The organism is Clostridium sp. SHJSY1, assembly GCF_031626875.1.
In the GTDB taxonomy this organism is placed as follows: domain Bacteria; phylum Bacillota; class Clostridia; order Clostridiales; family Clostridiaceae; genus Clostridium.
Window position 1 is genome coordinate 36,931 of the sequence record NZ_JANDMF010000032.1, and the last position, 13,890, is coordinate 50,820.

General features: G+C 28.2%; 13 protein-coding genes. All 13 read left to right on the plus strand.

Annotated elements, in window-relative coordinates:
* Position 1 precedes the first annotated feature (1 nt).
* The 13 genes from NNC19_RS14780 to lepB (NNC19_RS14840) all read left to right on the plus strand — a co-directional run bounded on the left by NNC19_RS14780 (position 2) and on the right by lepB (NNC19_RS14840) (position 13,888).
* Positions 2-2,155 (plus strand): TIM-barrel domain-containing protein, encoded by a 2,154-nt coding sequence (locus NNC19_RS14780; RefSeq protein ID WP_310939434.1) that lies wholly within the window; start codon positions 2-4, stop codon positions 2,153-2,155.
* Positions 2,156-2,173: 18 nt separating this feature from the next.
* On the plus strand, positions 2,174-3,682 hold the full coding sequence (gene malQ / locus NNC19_RS14785) for a 4-alpha-glucanotransferase (protein ID WP_310939435.1): 1,509 nt from the start codon (positions 2,174-2,176) through the stop codon (positions 3,680-3,682).
* Positions 3,675-6,032 carry a glycogen/starch/alpha-glucan phosphorylase gene (locus NNC19_RS14790; protein WP_310939436.1) on the plus strand — a complete coding sequence of 786 codons (2,358 nt, stop codon included), beginning with the start codon at positions 3,675-3,677 and terminating at the stop codon, positions 6,030-6,032. Before malQ ends, NNC19_RS14790 begins: the two co-directional genes overlap by 8 nt.
* Before the next feature lie 278 nt (positions 6,033-6,310).
* Positions 6,311-7,213 (plus strand): cation transporter, encoded by a 903-nt coding sequence (locus NNC19_RS14795; protein WP_310939437.1) that lies wholly within the window; start codon positions 6,311-6,313, stop codon positions 7,211-7,213.
* Between the two features lie 98 nt (positions 7,214-7,311).
* Positions 7,312-8,025: a peptidoglycan recognition family protein gene (locus NNC19_RS14800; RefSeq protein WP_310939438.1), complete on the plus strand. Its 714-nt coding sequence runs from the start codon at positions 7,312-7,314 to the stop codon at positions 8,023-8,025.
* Positions 8,026-8,397: 372 nt separating this feature from the next.
* A complete protein-coding gene (gene sfsA / locus NNC19_RS14805; protein ID WP_310939439.1) occupies positions 8,398-9,096 on the plus strand; it encodes a DNA/RNA nuclease SfsA in 699 nt (232 codons plus the stop codon).
* 79 nt (positions 9,097-9,175) lie between these two features.
* The gene (locus tag NNC19_RS14810; protein WP_310939440.1) at positions 9,176-9,667 is read left to right on the plus strand and encodes an NUDIX domain-containing protein; all 492 of its coding nucleotides are present in this window, start codon (positions 9,176-9,178) and stop codon (positions 9,665-9,667) included.
* A gap of 320 nt (positions 9,668-9,987) precedes the next feature.
* A complete protein-coding gene (locus tag NNC19_RS14815) occupies positions 9,988-10,653 on the plus strand; it encodes a hydrolase (protein WP_310939441.1) in 666 nt (221 codons plus the stop codon).
* 275 nt (positions 10,654-10,928) lie between these two features.
* Entirely contained in the window at positions 10,929-11,519 is a 591-nt protein-coding gene (gene lepB, locus NNC19_RS14820; protein WP_310939442.1) for a signal peptidase I, read from the plus strand.
* A 179-nt stretch (positions 11,520-11,698) separates the two neighbouring features.
* On the plus strand, positions 11,699-12,289 hold the full coding sequence (gene lepB, locus NNC19_RS14825; RefSeq protein ID WP_310939443.1) for a signal peptidase I: 591 nt from the start codon (positions 11,699-11,701) through the stop codon (positions 12,287-12,289).
* 54 nt (positions 12,290-12,343) lie between these two features.
* On the plus strand, positions 12,344-12,916 hold the full coding sequence (gene lepB, locus NNC19_RS14830; RefSeq protein WP_310939444.1) for a signal peptidase I: 573 nt from the start codon (positions 12,344-12,346) through the stop codon (positions 12,914-12,916).
* Between the two features lie 148 nt (positions 12,917-13,064).
* A complete protein-coding gene (locus tag NNC19_RS14835; protein WP_310939445.1) occupies positions 13,065-13,286 on the plus strand; it encodes a DUF3006 domain-containing protein in 222 nt (73 codons plus the stop codon).
* Positions 13,287-13,372: 86 nt separating this feature from the next.
* The gene (gene lepB, locus NNC19_RS14840; RefSeq protein ID WP_310939458.1) at positions 13,373-13,888 is read left to right on the plus strand and encodes a signal peptidase I; all 516 of its coding nucleotides are present in this window, start codon (positions 13,373-13,375) and stop codon (positions 13,886-13,888) included.
* The last annotated feature ends 2 nt before the right edge of the window (positions 13,889-13,890 follow it).

Sequence of the window (13,890 nt, forward strand, 5' to 3'; positions counted from 1 at the left end):
AGTGACTGGATGGAAAATAAATAATCAAATTACTAGATATACATTTGGAAATCCAATAAATACTGATGCCATATTTTTAAGTAAAAATCATGATAAAGAAATAAATTGTGAAGGCATAAAGTATTTTAGCCTAGATAAAGATGGTAGTTTAAATTATGTTTTAGATGATGAAGACATAGTTTATGGACTTGGGGAAAATGTAAGAGGACTTAATAAAAGAGGCTGGATATATGAAAGCTTTTGTACTGATGAGTATAGTCATACCCCTAATAAAAAGAGTCTCTATGGAGCTCATAATTTTATGATAGTTTATGGTAGTGAAATTTTTGGAGTATTTATAGATAGTCCATCTAAAGTGATTTTTGATGTAGGATATACAGATTATAATAAATTAAAAGTTAGTTGTGAGAATCAAAATTATGATTTATATATTATTTGTGGAAATACCTTAAAAAACATAGTAAAAGAATTTAGAATTTTAATTGGAGAAAGTTATGTTCCTCCTAAGTGGGCACTTGGATATGGGCAAAGTAGATGGGGATATGGAACTGAACATGAAGCAAGAGAAGTTATTAAGAAGTTTAAAGAGAAGAATATTCCTTTAGAGATGCTTTATATAGATATAGATTATATGGAAAGATTCAAAGACTTTACTATAGATAGAAAAGCCTTTCCAAGTTTTGAAGAGCTAATTGATGAATGCAATAAAGAGGGGATTAAGGTCATACCTATAATAGATGCTGGTATAAAGATAGAAAAAGGATATTCTACTTATGAGGAAGGTCTAGAAAAAGGATATTTTTGCACAGATGAACATGGAAATCCTTTTATAACTGCAGTGTGGCCAGGTAAGGTACACTTACCAGATTTTTTGAATTCTAATGCAAGGAGATGGTTTGGAAGCCAGTATAAAGTATTGACGGACAAAGGCATTGAAGGTTTTTGGAATGATATGAATGAACCAGCATTATTTTATTCAGAAAAAGGTTTAGATAATGCCTTTAAAAGAGCAGATGAAGTAAAAAATAAAAATATTGATGTATATTCATATTTTGAGCTTAAAGATAATTTTAATAATTTAGCTAATTCTGTGGAAGATTATAAAAGTATATATCATGATATGGACGGGAAAAGAGTAAATCACTATGATGTCCATAATATATATGGTTCAAACATGACTAAGTCAGCTTATGAAGGCTTAGAAAATATATTTAAGGATAAGAGATTTTTACTATTCTCAAGAGCATCATGTGTGGGAATGCACAGATATGGGGGAATGTGGACTGGAGATACTTTTTCATGGTGGGAGCATATAGAATTAACTATTAAAATGTTACCAGCTTTAAATATGTGTGGGTTTATGTTTATAGGATCAGACACAGGTGGTTTTGCAGGAGATACTACAAGTGATTTATTGATTAGATGGAATCAACTAAGTCTATTTACTCCTTTGTATAGAAATCATACATCTAGATGGTCAAGATCTCAAGAGCCTTACGCTTTTGATGAAAGAACAACAGAAATAATTAGAAATATAATATCTTTTAGATATTCAATTATTCCATATTTGTATAGTGAATTAATGAAATCTATAAAGAATAATGATATGTATTTTAAGCCATTAACATTTGAATATGAAGATAGATTTTCAAGAGAAGTTGAGGATCAATTAATTGTGGGTGATTCCTTAATGATAGCACCTATGTATAAACAAAATGCAAAAGGAAGACACATATATTTGCCAGAAAAAATGCTATTGTGCAAATTAGATAATAAAGGAGAGTTATCCTTTGAAGTTTGTGATGAGGGAGATAGATTTTTTTATTGCAGGTTGGAGGAAACTGTATTTTTTGTTAGGAAGGATAAAATATTGCCTTTGGTGGAAACTAAAAATAAAGTTGAAGACATATCTTTAGAAGAATTGAATTTAGTAATTTTTATAAATGAAAAAGCAGAATATATATTATACGAAGATGATGGGGATACAAAAGAGTATAGGAATAATAAATTTATACTTATAAAGTTAGTTGTAGAAAAGAAGAATGATAAATATGAGTTAAGAGTAGAGAAACCTCAAGATACTAAGCTGAAGAAAATAAATGCAACTATTTATAACTTAGAAGGGGGAAAAGAAACAATTGTAATGAATGTATAAGATTAGGAGGATAGATTTATGGACAGAGGCGCAGGAGTTTTAATGCACATAGCTTCACTTCCAGGTAGATTTGGAATAGGATCTTTGGGAAAGGAAGCATATGAATTCATAGAATTTATAAAAAAAGCAGGATTCAAGTATTGGCAGATACTCCCTTTAGGACATACTGGATATGGAGATTCACCATATCAATGTTTCTCAGCTTTTGCAGGAAATCCATATTTCATTGATTATTGTATTCTAGAAAAAGAAGGACTTTTAGAAGAAAATGATTATAAAGATGAAGATTATGGAGCATCAAATGAATATATAGATTATGGTGTAATATTTGTATCTAAATTTAATGTGTTAAAAAAAGCTTATGATAACTATAAAAAATTGAAACCTTCAGAAATTGAAAAAAAGTTTGAAGAGTTTAAAAAAGAAAAAGCCTTTTGGCTTGAAGATTATTCTTTATATATGGCTTTAAAATATCACTTTGACTTAAAGGGGTGGTATGAATGGGATGAAGATATAAAGAAAAGAATGCCAGAGGCTATAAAAAATTATAAAGAAAGTTTAAAAGATGATATAGAATATTGGTCATTTATGCAGTATTTATTTTATGATCAATGGGATAGTCTAAAATCATATGCAAATGAATTAGGAATTAGAATAATTGGAGATATTCCAATTTATGTTGCTGAAGATAGTGTAGATACATGGAGCCATCCAGAAAATTTTAAGATAGATAAGAGTACATTAAAACCAATATCAGTTGCTGGCTGTCCACCAGATGCTTTTTCAGATACAGGACAATTATGGGGAAATTTAATTTATGATTGGGATCAGATGAAAGCTGATGATTATGATTGGTGGGTAATGAGAGTAAAAGAAAGTTTAAAGCTTTATGATATTCTTAGAATTGACCATTTTAGAGGCTTTGAATCTTATTGGGAGATACCTTATGGAGAAAAAACAGCAATAAATGGAGAGTGGACAAAAGGCCCAGGAATGGAACTTTTTAATGAAATAAATAAAAAACTTGGAAATTTAAATATAATAGCTGAGGATTTAGGATATTTAACTGATGATGTAAGAGAATTTTTAAAGGAATGCAAATTCCCAGGAATGAGAGTATTGCAATTTGCTTTTGATGGCAAACCTGATAATAATTATTTACCTCATATGTATATTCAAAATTGTATTGCATATACAGGTACACATGATAATGATACTTTTCTTGGCTGGTATGAAAAAACAGGTAGTAAGTCAGAAACCAAAAGAGCAAAAAAATATTTAGGGTTAAACGGAAAGGAAGGATGTAACTGGGGATTTATAAGAGGAATTTGGGCAAGTATAGCAGAAGTTGCAGTGGCTCCTATGCAAGATTTTTTAAATCTTGGTAATGAAGCTAGAATAAATTTGCCTTCAACACTTGGACATAATTGGAAATGGAGAATTGAAAAGAATGACTTAAGTGATGATTTGGCCCAAAGGATATATAAGTTTACAAAAATGTATGGAAGGTGTGGGGAAGATGAATAAAGAAGAACTAAGAAATTCAATTGAAAGAATGTTAAAAGTAAAATATGGGAAAACCTTAGATAAAGCTTTAGAATATGAAGTGTTTAATGCATTATCATTAAGCCTATTAGAAAATATAGTTGATGATTGGAATGCGACTACAGAATTATATTCAAAAGGAAAGCAAGCATATTACTTTTCAGCGGAGTATTTAATGGGAAGGGCCCTTGGAAATAATTTAATTAGCATAGGGGGATATAGTGAAGTTAGGGAATTATTAAAAAAATTAAACATTGATATAAATAAAATTGAAGAAATAGAGGAAGACGCAGGCCTTGGAAATGGGGGGCTTGGAAGATTAGCAGCTTGTTTTATGGATTCAGCAGCTGCTATGGAAATTCCTTTAATAGGATATGGGCTAAGATATAATAATGGACTATTTAATCAATATATTGAAGATGGATTTCAAATAGAAGATGGTGATTATTGGCTGAAATATGGGGACCCATGGAGTATAAGAAAAGAAAGTGAAACTCAAATAATTCATTTTGAAGATATGGATGTTAAGGCAGTTCCGTATGATATGCCTATAATAGGATATGGAACAAGAAATATCAATACTTTAAGACTTTGGAAAGCTGAACCATTAAAAGATTTTGATTTTAAGCTATTTAATGATCAAAAATATGATAAAGCAATAGAACTTAAAAATAGAGCAGAAGATATCACAAGAGTATTATATCCAAATGATTCATCAGAAGAAGGTAAGATATTAAGATTAAGACAACAATATCTTCTAGTAAGTGCATCATTAAAGGATATAATAAAAAAGCATAAAGAAATGTTCGGAACCGTTACCAAGAAGCTAGGAGAATTGAATGCAATTCAATTAAATGATACACATCCTACTTTAGGTATTCCAGAACTTATAAGAATATTAGTTGATGAAGAAGGTTTAACATTTGAAGATAGCTTAGATATAGCAAAATCTATGTTTAGTTATACAAATCATACAATACTGGCTGAAGCATTAGAAAAGTGGGATATAGATTTAATTGAAGAATTATTTCCTAGAATATTAGAAGTAATAAAGGATATAGATAAGAGATTTGTTGCTGAATTAAAGGATAAAGGATATGATGGAGCTGATATTAAGAATTATAAAATAATATATAAGAAACAAGTTAGAATGGCAAATTTAGCTATCCATGTTGGTTCAGTAGTAAATGGAGTTGCCAAGCTCCATACAGATATATTAAAAGAAACTGAACTTAGAAATTGGTATGAGCTTTATCCTGAAAAATTCCAAAACAAGACTAATGGAATTACACCAAGGAGATGGCTTAGACTTTCAAATCCTGAATTATCTGCATTAATTACTGAACTTTTAGGAAGTGAAAAGTGGGTTAGAAATCTTTCATTACTAAAGAATCTAGAAAAGTATGTGGATGATAAAGAAATACTAAATAGATTTATGAGTATCAAACATAAAAAGAAAGAACAGTTAGCTGAATATATAAAAGAAAATGAAGGGGTAGATATAGACCCAGATTCATTATTTGATATTCAAATAAAGAGATTACATGAGTATAAGAGACAATTACTAAATGCAATTTATATATTAGATTTGTATTATAGAGTTAAAGAAAATCCTAATATGGATATACCAAAAATAACATTCCTTTTTGGAGCTAAAGCGTTCCCAGGATATAAGAGGGCAAAAGCTATAGTAAAGTTTATTAATGAGATAGCTAATTTAGTTAATAATGATAAAGAGATTAATGGAAAGATTAAAGTAGTATTTGTACAAAATTACAGAGTGTCTTATGCAGAAAAGTTATGCCCAGCTGCAGATATCTCAAAGCAAATTTCAACAGCAGGTAAAGAAGCATCAGGTACTGGGAATATGAAACTTATGTTAAATGGAGCACCTACTTTTGGTACTCTTGATGGAGCTAATGTTGAAATAGTAAATGAAAGTGGAGAAGAAAATAATTTTATATTTGGATTAAAGGTACAAGATATAGAAAATTTAAAAGAAGATTATAATCCAAAAGATTATTATGAAAAAAATTTAAGTTTAAAGAAAGTTTTGGATACATTAGTTGATGGAACCTTTAATGATGGGGGGACTGGAGACTTTGAAGATTTATTTGATTCTTTATTAGAAGAAGGAGATCAGTATTATATATTAGCTGATTTTGAAAGCTTTAAGGAAACTGAAGACAAAGTATTTGAAGCATACAAAAACAAAGAAAAATGGGCAAAAAAATGTTTCTTAAATACATGCAATGCAGGAATTTTTTCAAGTGACAGAACTATATTAGAATATGCTAAAGATATTTGGAATATTGAGAGAAAGTCACTATAAATAAGTTTCCCCTAAATTTGTTGTTTATATATAAAGGAGTTTCTTTTAAATAAGAAGCTCTTTTTAGTTAGAAAAATTATAAATAAAAAATTTAATAGTAAAATCTTTATTATTAAAGTACTATTAATTAAGGAATTAGGTACTAATGTGCTTTTTGAATAAATATCCAGTAACAAGAATATCCGTTATTAGTATAAAAAACACCATATATTAGTCAGTTGTACCTCGAAAATTAAAATAATATAATGGTATTAGAAGAATTAGATAGAGGTGAAAAAATGAGAACTGAAAAAAACATACTAAAACTTTCAGCGCTAGGTGGATTATTATTCGCTGTACTAGGGATAGTATGGGGAACAGTGATTAATTCAAGCATGATTATGTTTGATGGCCTATATGCGTTACTAAGCTTATTTTTATCTATGTTATCAATAGGTATAACAAGTTATATAGAAAAATCAGATTTTGAAAAGTTTCCATTTGGTAAAGGAATGTTAGAACCTATTATGGTGGCCTTTCGTTCAATTGTATTAGTTATTACTTGTAGTTTTACTTTAACTAGTGGAATTAAGGATTTCTTAGCAGGGGGAAATCCTGTTGATGCAGAGTTAGCATTTGGATATTCATTAATATCTTCAATTGGATGTGCATCTATATTTTTTATCATGTATTTTTTAAGAAAAAATATACCATCAGATATAGTGGAATCAGAGAATAATCAATGGCTAATGGATACATTATTAAGTATTGGAGTACTTTGTGGGTTTGTAGTTTCAGTGTTATTAGAAAAAAATTCACTATCCCACCTTACAAGATATGTGGACCCTATAATGGTTGTGATTTCATCATTAATATTTATACAAGTTCCTATAAGAAGTTTAATTAGCAGCTTTAAGGAAATAGTCAATGGTAATGCTGATAAAGAAATAAATGATAGAATTTATACTATAGTTAAAGATATAGAAGAAGAATATAACTTTGAAGACTCAATAACCAGAGTGAGTAAGATTGGAAGAGAATTAAGAATTGAAATTGATTTTGTATTTAATGACAGTTCTAACTTAAATGAGCTTGAAGAAATGGATAAAGTTAGAGAAGAAGTTTATAAAAATATGAAAAATATAAATTTCAAAAAATGGTTAAATATTAACTTTACAGGAGATAGAAAGTGGGCTTTATAAAGGATTAGGGAAACCTAGTCTTTTTTTTTCAATTATTTTAAGGTTTTCAACTAGACATAAATTGGTATATAATGGAATAGAATAGTATTTTGTTATAAATGAAGGTGAGCTTTTTGATTATAGTTGGAAGTCAGAGACGAATTAAATTTGAAAAGAAAATGAAAAGAAGAAGGGTAAAAACATATATAGTAATAGGTGTAATATTAATGTTAAGCATATATACAGTAAGAAATGTTAGTGCTGAGAAATCTCCACAAGAAAATGTTGAATATCTCTTAACAATGGGGGTAGGAGAATATAACATAAAAGATTTTCAAGAAAAAAGAGAGGAATATGAAAAAAGTTTAGATATAAAGGAATTAGATTATAAATTAGATGAAGATATAGAAAAAGATAATAATCCAACAGTATTAGTATATCATCATACAGCAGCAGAAGGTCTTACTCCAGAAAATATAAATAAAGATCATAAAGGAAAAGGCTGGGGTGGGATAGGTTATCATTTTTATATAAGAAAAAATGGTACTATCTATAGAGGGAGACCTGAAGAATATATAGGGGCTCATGCTATAGGAAAAAATTATGATAGTATTGGAATATGTTTAGAAGGAGATTTTGAGGTAGAAGAGCCAACAGAGGCTCAGAAAAGTTCTTTAGTTAAGTTATCAACAGATATGATAATAAAATATAATTTAAAAGATGCAATAGGGCATAGGGATGTTTATGAAACTTTATGTCCAGGAGAAAAATTCCCTATGGAAGAGATTAAAGAAAGAGTAAGAGATGAGATTTTTAAGGAAAAAAAATTTTAGTAAGTGATTTCAATTAAATAGGACAAACTCTTGTATATAACAATAATAACAAAAAATGTGAATAACTCTGTGGATAAGTATAGGTTTTATCCACAGAAGCATATAGCTAAAATAGGGGCTTTGTGAATAATGTGAATAAATATATGAAAAATGTGGATAACTTAAAAAGTTATCCACATTTTTTGAGAAAATTATTGACACAATATATGTAAAAAGTATATTTGTCAACAACTACATAGAGAACATTGCATAAAAAATTATTATCCGTTAAAATCTATTATATTATAACAATAGATTGTGATAAAAATAACCACAGTTTTTATAAAGTTGTGGACAAAAACTGTGGATAATGTGTATAAGTGAGGTGGAAAAGTGGAATATAATAAAAATATATATGAAGCAATTTTTATAGAGAGACCAAATAGATTTAATGCTAAAGTAAAGTTTAGAGGACAAGAAATCGTTGTGCATGTTCCTAACACTGGAAGGTGTAAAGAGATTCTAATTCCAGGCTGTCAGGTGTTTCTAAGGGAAGAGAGTAATCCTTTAAGAAAGACAGCTTTCGATTTGATTGGAGCATATAAGGGAGATAAAAATATAAGTATAGATTCTCAAATTCCCAATAAAGTTGTAAAAGAGGCACTTGAGAATAAAGTTGTGGATAAGTTAATAAATTATACAAATATATTAAGCGAAAAAACATTTGGAAGTAGCAGGTTTGATTTTAAATTATCAAAAGATAATGGAGAAGAATATTATTTAGAAGTTAAAGGGGTAACCTTAGAGGAAAATGGACATTGTAGATTTCCAGATGCACCAACAGAAAGAGGAAAAAAACATCTTTTAGAACTAATTGATGTAAAGAAAAGTGGAAGAGGTGCTGGCGTTTTATTTTTGATTCAAATTGAGGATGTAATTAGTTTTTCTCCAAATGATGAAACAGATCCTGAGTTTGGAAAAGCATTAAGAAAAGCAGTAAATGAAGGTGTGGATATTTTTGCATATTCTTGTGTAGTTACAAGAACAGGAATAACATTACACAAACCTATTAAAGTACTTTTACAGGAGTAAATTTACGAGTATAATGAAAACAAAGAAATTTAAGTTGATAAAAGCATATTTAAATAAAACCTATTGAAAGAGGGATAGTATGAATTTTAAATTTTGTCCTATTTGTGGGAGAGAGCTTGGGGAAATGTTTTGTGGTGATGAAGGCAATGTACCATATTGTGCTCATGATAATGAATTATTTTTTAATACACCAAAGCCATGTGTAATGATTGCTGTAGTAAAAGAAGATGAGATTCTTTTATTAAAACAAAGTTACATATATAAGAATTCTAAGGTTTTAGTATCAGGATATATTGGAGTGGATGAAAGAGCTGAAGATACTGTTTATAGAGAGGTCTTAGAAGAAACAGCAATTAAAATCCAGGATGTTGAATTTTTAGGGACTGATTATATAGAAGGAAAAGAAATATTAATGCTTACATATCTAGCAAAGTATAAATCAGGAAACTTAAAAAAGTCAAAAGAAGTTGAAGAATTAGGTTGGGTTAAATTGAGTGAAGCTTCAAATTGCATGAAGGAAAATTTTATAGGACAAAGGTTAATTAAAAAGGTAATAGATAAGACTAATTAAGTTTTTAGTATAGAAGAAATGCAAAGTTCAAAGTATAACCTTCAAAAGATGTTAAAAAAATCATCTTTTGAAGGTTTATTTTAGGGCAAGATTAATATAATTTAAGATAAGGTTAGTGTTAAAATATAGAAATAGATGCTAAAATAATAAGAAAAATATAATTTATTTTAATGTTAAAAAATTATTATAAATTATTACAAAATGCTAATTATAATAAGTTTACAATGTTATAAAAATAAATTAATAATTTTTATCTTTATTAATGGAAATAAAAGTGTATAATATTTGAATAGTGAGATTAAAGGATAGGAGGATAAAGTATGGCAAAGGAGTCAAAATATATACCCGAAATAAAAGGAACTTTAAGAAATCATGTTGTAGAGGTTCCATCAGTCATACGAGATTGTAGTGGGATTAAGATATTTGGAAAAAGGATAAAGTCCTTGCTCTTTTCAACAGATGTAGCAATAATAAGAAATACAAATGCTGATGCAATAATAGCTGTTTATCCATTTACTCCTCAACCTTTAATTACAGAAGCATTAGTAATGGCTGCAGATGTACCAGTATTTTGTGGTGTAGGGGGAGGAATAACTCAAGGAAAAAGAGTAGTTAACCTAGCACTTGATGCAGAATTTAAAGGAGCTATGGGAGTAGTTGTTAATGCCCCTACTTCAAATGAAGTTGTAAGAAAAATTAGAGCAACAATAGATATACCAGTTGTAGTTACTGTAGTTTCAGAACATGAAGATATAGCAGAACGAATTGAAGCAGGTGCTACAATATTAAATATATCAGGGGGTAAGGATACAGCTAAAATAGTAAGAACAATAAGGGAGAGATTTCCTGAGTATCCTATAATAGCAACTGGAGGACCTACTGAAAAAAGTATAAAAGAAACTATAGCAGCAGGAGCTAATGCAATAACATTTACTCCACCGCCAACAGCTGAAATAATGGGAGACCTTATGGATAGATATAGATAGATCTAGTATGGTGTTAAACCAAACTAGATTTTTTTATATTCTTTTTATTCAAGAATTATATATTAGTATATAATTTGTATTTTAAATTGATATTAATTGATATTTAAAAAAACTAAAAAAAAATCAAATTTAATTTTATATTATACCTTTAAATTTTAAAAATACAATATATGTGTGCATTTACGATTATATTTTACAAATTTTTATGATATACTTAGATTGATATCTTTAGAGTAAAAGATGCTTTAACTAATGAAAAAGGATGTGGTAAGAATATGTATGATAGTAGATGGGCAATGATTGTTGATGAAATTCCAGATGAAGAAAGAAAGAAACTTGATAAAAAAATTAGAGGAAAAAAGAAAGAAAAATTTTCTTTAAAATGGTTAGTTATAATATTATTAGGGGTAGCTATAGCATTATCAATCAAACACTTCTTAATTTATAAAGTTAAAGTTTCAACTGGATCCATGCTTCCTACAATAGAGAATGAAGAACAAATTCTTGTTACAAGAGTATATAACTTGAAAAATTTAAAAAGAGGAGATATCCTTGTTTTTGAATCTAAAGAATATGAGGACATTTTTATAAAAAGACTTATTGGTTTACCTGGAGATAATGTTAAAATAATGGACGGAAAAGTATCAGTAAATGGAGAACAACTAGATGAAAGTTATGTGAAGAGTCATGATGATGATTATGGTGATTTTATTGTTCCAGAAGGCAAGTATTTCTTTTTAGGAGACAATAGACCAGAATCTTGGGATTCTAGAAAATGGGTAAATACATATATAGATGGATCAGATATTAAAGGAAAAGCTATAATGAAAGTATATCCATTTAGACATTTTGGAAAAATTGAATAGTAGAATATATTTGAAAATAATTGAATCATACATTTGAATTTAATATATACAATCCAGCATAAGTTTTTTTGCTGGATTTTTTTGTAAATAAAAATAAGTATTTACTTTAAGATTTATTGTGGATGAAATAATTGCTATGTTATACTAAATATGTATATTAATTAAAAAGGGGAGAATTTATGGGTAATATAAAAAATACATATTTAGATAACAAGGATTCAATCAATAGAAAATTAAGTATAAATAAAAATAAAAAAATAAAAACATATAAAAATGTGTTTCTTGAATGGATAGTTCCAATTTTAATATCAATTGTTATAGCGTTGCTAATAAAGAAATATCTTATTTTTGAAGTAGAAGTACCAACAGGGTCTATGATTCCAACAATTAATGAAAATGACAAGTTCCTTGTTACAAAAATATATAATTTAGATAATATGGAAAGAGGAAATATTATTGTATTTTATTCAAATGAATTTAATGAACTTCTAATAAAAAGGCTTATAGGACTTCCAGGAGATGATATTAGTATAGTAGATGGTAGAGTATCGATAAATGGAGAGGAATTAGATGAAAGTTATGTAGTTAATCATGATAAGTTTAATGGAAAATTCCATGTTCCAGAAGGGAAATATTTTTTCTTAGGAGATAATAGACCTGATTCTAATGATTCAAGAATGTGGAAAAATCCATATGTAGATGGAAAAGATATAAAAGGTAAGGAATTTATAAGAATATATCCAGTTAGAGATTTTGGTACAATTAAATAATGTGGATATTTTAGCAATTATTAAAATGTTTGTTGGGAAGGTGAGATGGGAATAATGAATAAAAGTAGTGAAGAAATATTTTTGCAAGATATTCAAAAAAAATATGAAATAAATATATTTAAAAAGAAAAATTTCATTTTAAAATTGATAATTTTAATTATATTTGTTGTATGTATGGTATTACTTTTAAAAAAATATCTCATTTGTATGGTTTATATTCCCTCATCTTCAATGGTACCAACATTAAATGTAGGAGATCATCTCTTAGTTACAAGAGTGTGCAATTTAAAAAATCTAAAAAGAGGAGATATTATTGTATTTGATTCAATAGAGTTAAATAATGTTTTAATAAAAAGACTTATTGGTCTTCCAGGAGATGATGTAAAAATAGTAAAGGGAAAGATATCAATAAATGGACAAGATGTTAATGAAAGGTATGTAGAAAATTATGATGATTTTAATGGAGAGTTTTATGTTCCAGAAGGAAAGTATTTTTTCTTAGGAGATAATAGAACAGATTCTTTTGATTCAAGATTATGGAATAATAGTTATATTGATGGAAAAGATATAAAAGCAAAGGCTCAAATAAAAATATATCCATTTAAGGATTTAGGAACAATTAAATAGCAAAAAAATTCAACATAAAATTTGTATGTTGAATTTTTTTGTACAGGTCAATAATGAAGGAATTCTTAACATTCTAAGGACATTGTTAATTAATAATTTTTTGTGTTATACTAAGTCTGTATATCTATAAGAAAAGGAGATCTAAATAATGGAGCGTCGATATATTGTTGATAGAATAGAAGGTGACTACATTGTGATAGAATCATCAACTGGGGAGATGATAAATGTAAAGAAGGATAATGTTAGAGGAAATGCAAAAGATGGGGATTGTTTAATTTTGAAAAACGATTATTTTTTTATAGATGAAAAAGCTACTTTAGCAAGAAAGCATGAGATATCAAGAAAAACGGAAGGGATGTGGACGGATTAATGAGTGATACTAATCAAGAGGTAAATGGGGAAAAAACTTCAAATGAAGGGGAATCAAACATAGATAAAAAAGAAGAGAAAAAGGGAATGATAAAAAAGAAGGGAAATTTCTTTTTGGAGTGGATATTTCCAGTAGCTGTGGCTGTGGTTATAGCTTTACTTATAAAACAATTTCTTATTTTTAAGGTATACATTCCTTCTGGATCAATGATACCAACATTAAATATAGGAGATCATCTTTTTGTTACAAGAGTATATAATTTAGATAATATAAAAAGAGGCGATATCCTTGTATTTGATTCAGAGGAACTAAATGATGTACTAATAAAAAGGGTTATTGGTCTTCCAGGAGATACTGTTACCATAAAAAATGGAAAAGTATCAGTAAATGGAGAGGAACTAGATGAAAGTTATGTAGTAAACCATGATGATTCTTATGGAGAATATCATGTTCCAGAAGGAAAATATTTTTTCTTAGGAGATAACAGGCCAGTTTCTTATGATTCTAGAAAATGGGTGAATCCATATGTTGATGGTAAGGATATAAAAGCAAAAGCTCAGCTTAAAGTATATCCATTTAGTGATTTTGGTAGTGTTAAATAATA

Excerpts from the sequence above, each read along its gene's own strand:
- lepB (WP_310939444.1), top strand. The coding sequence starts at position 12,344 with ATGAATAAAAGTAGTGAAGAAATATTTTTGCAAGATATTCAAAAAAAA.
- malQ (WP_310939435.1), top strand. The coding sequence starts at position 2,174 with ATGGACAGAGGCGCAGGAGTTTTAATGCACATAGCTTCACTTCCAGGT.
- lepB (WP_310939443.1), top strand. The coding sequence starts at position 11,699 with ATGGGTAATATAAAAAATACATATTTAGATAACAAGGATTCAATCAAT.
- NNC19_RS14795 (WP_310939437.1), top strand. The coding sequence starts at position 6,311 with ATGAGAACTGAAAAAAACATACTAAAACTTTCAGCGCTAGGTGGATTA.
- lepB (WP_310939442.1), top strand. The coding sequence starts at position 10,929 with ATGTATGATAGTAGATGGGCAATGATTGTTGATGAAATTCCAGATGAA.
- lepB (WP_310939458.1), top strand. The coding sequence starts at position 13,373 with ATGATAAAAAAGAAGGGAAATTTCTTTTTGGAGTGGATATTTCCAGTA.
- NNC19_RS14835 (WP_310939445.1), top strand. The coding sequence starts at position 13,065 with ATGGAGCGTCGATATATTGTTGATAGAATAGAAGGTGACTACATTGTG.
- NNC19_RS14810 (WP_310939440.1), top strand. The coding sequence starts at position 9,176 with ATGAATTTTAAATTTTGTCCTATTTGTGGGAGAGAGCTTGGGGAAATG.
- NNC19_RS14790 (WP_310939436.1), top strand. The coding sequence starts at position 3,675 with ATGAATAAAGAAGAACTAAGAAATTCAATTGAAAGAATGTTAAAAGTA.
- NNC19_RS14815 (WP_310939441.1), top strand. The coding sequence starts at position 9,988 with ATGGCAAAGGAGTCAAAATATATACCCGAAATAAAAGGAACTTTAAGA.
- NNC19_RS14800 (WP_310939438.1), top strand. The coding sequence starts at position 7,312 with ATGAAGGTGAGCTTTTTGATTATAGTTGGAAGTCAGAGACGAATTAAA.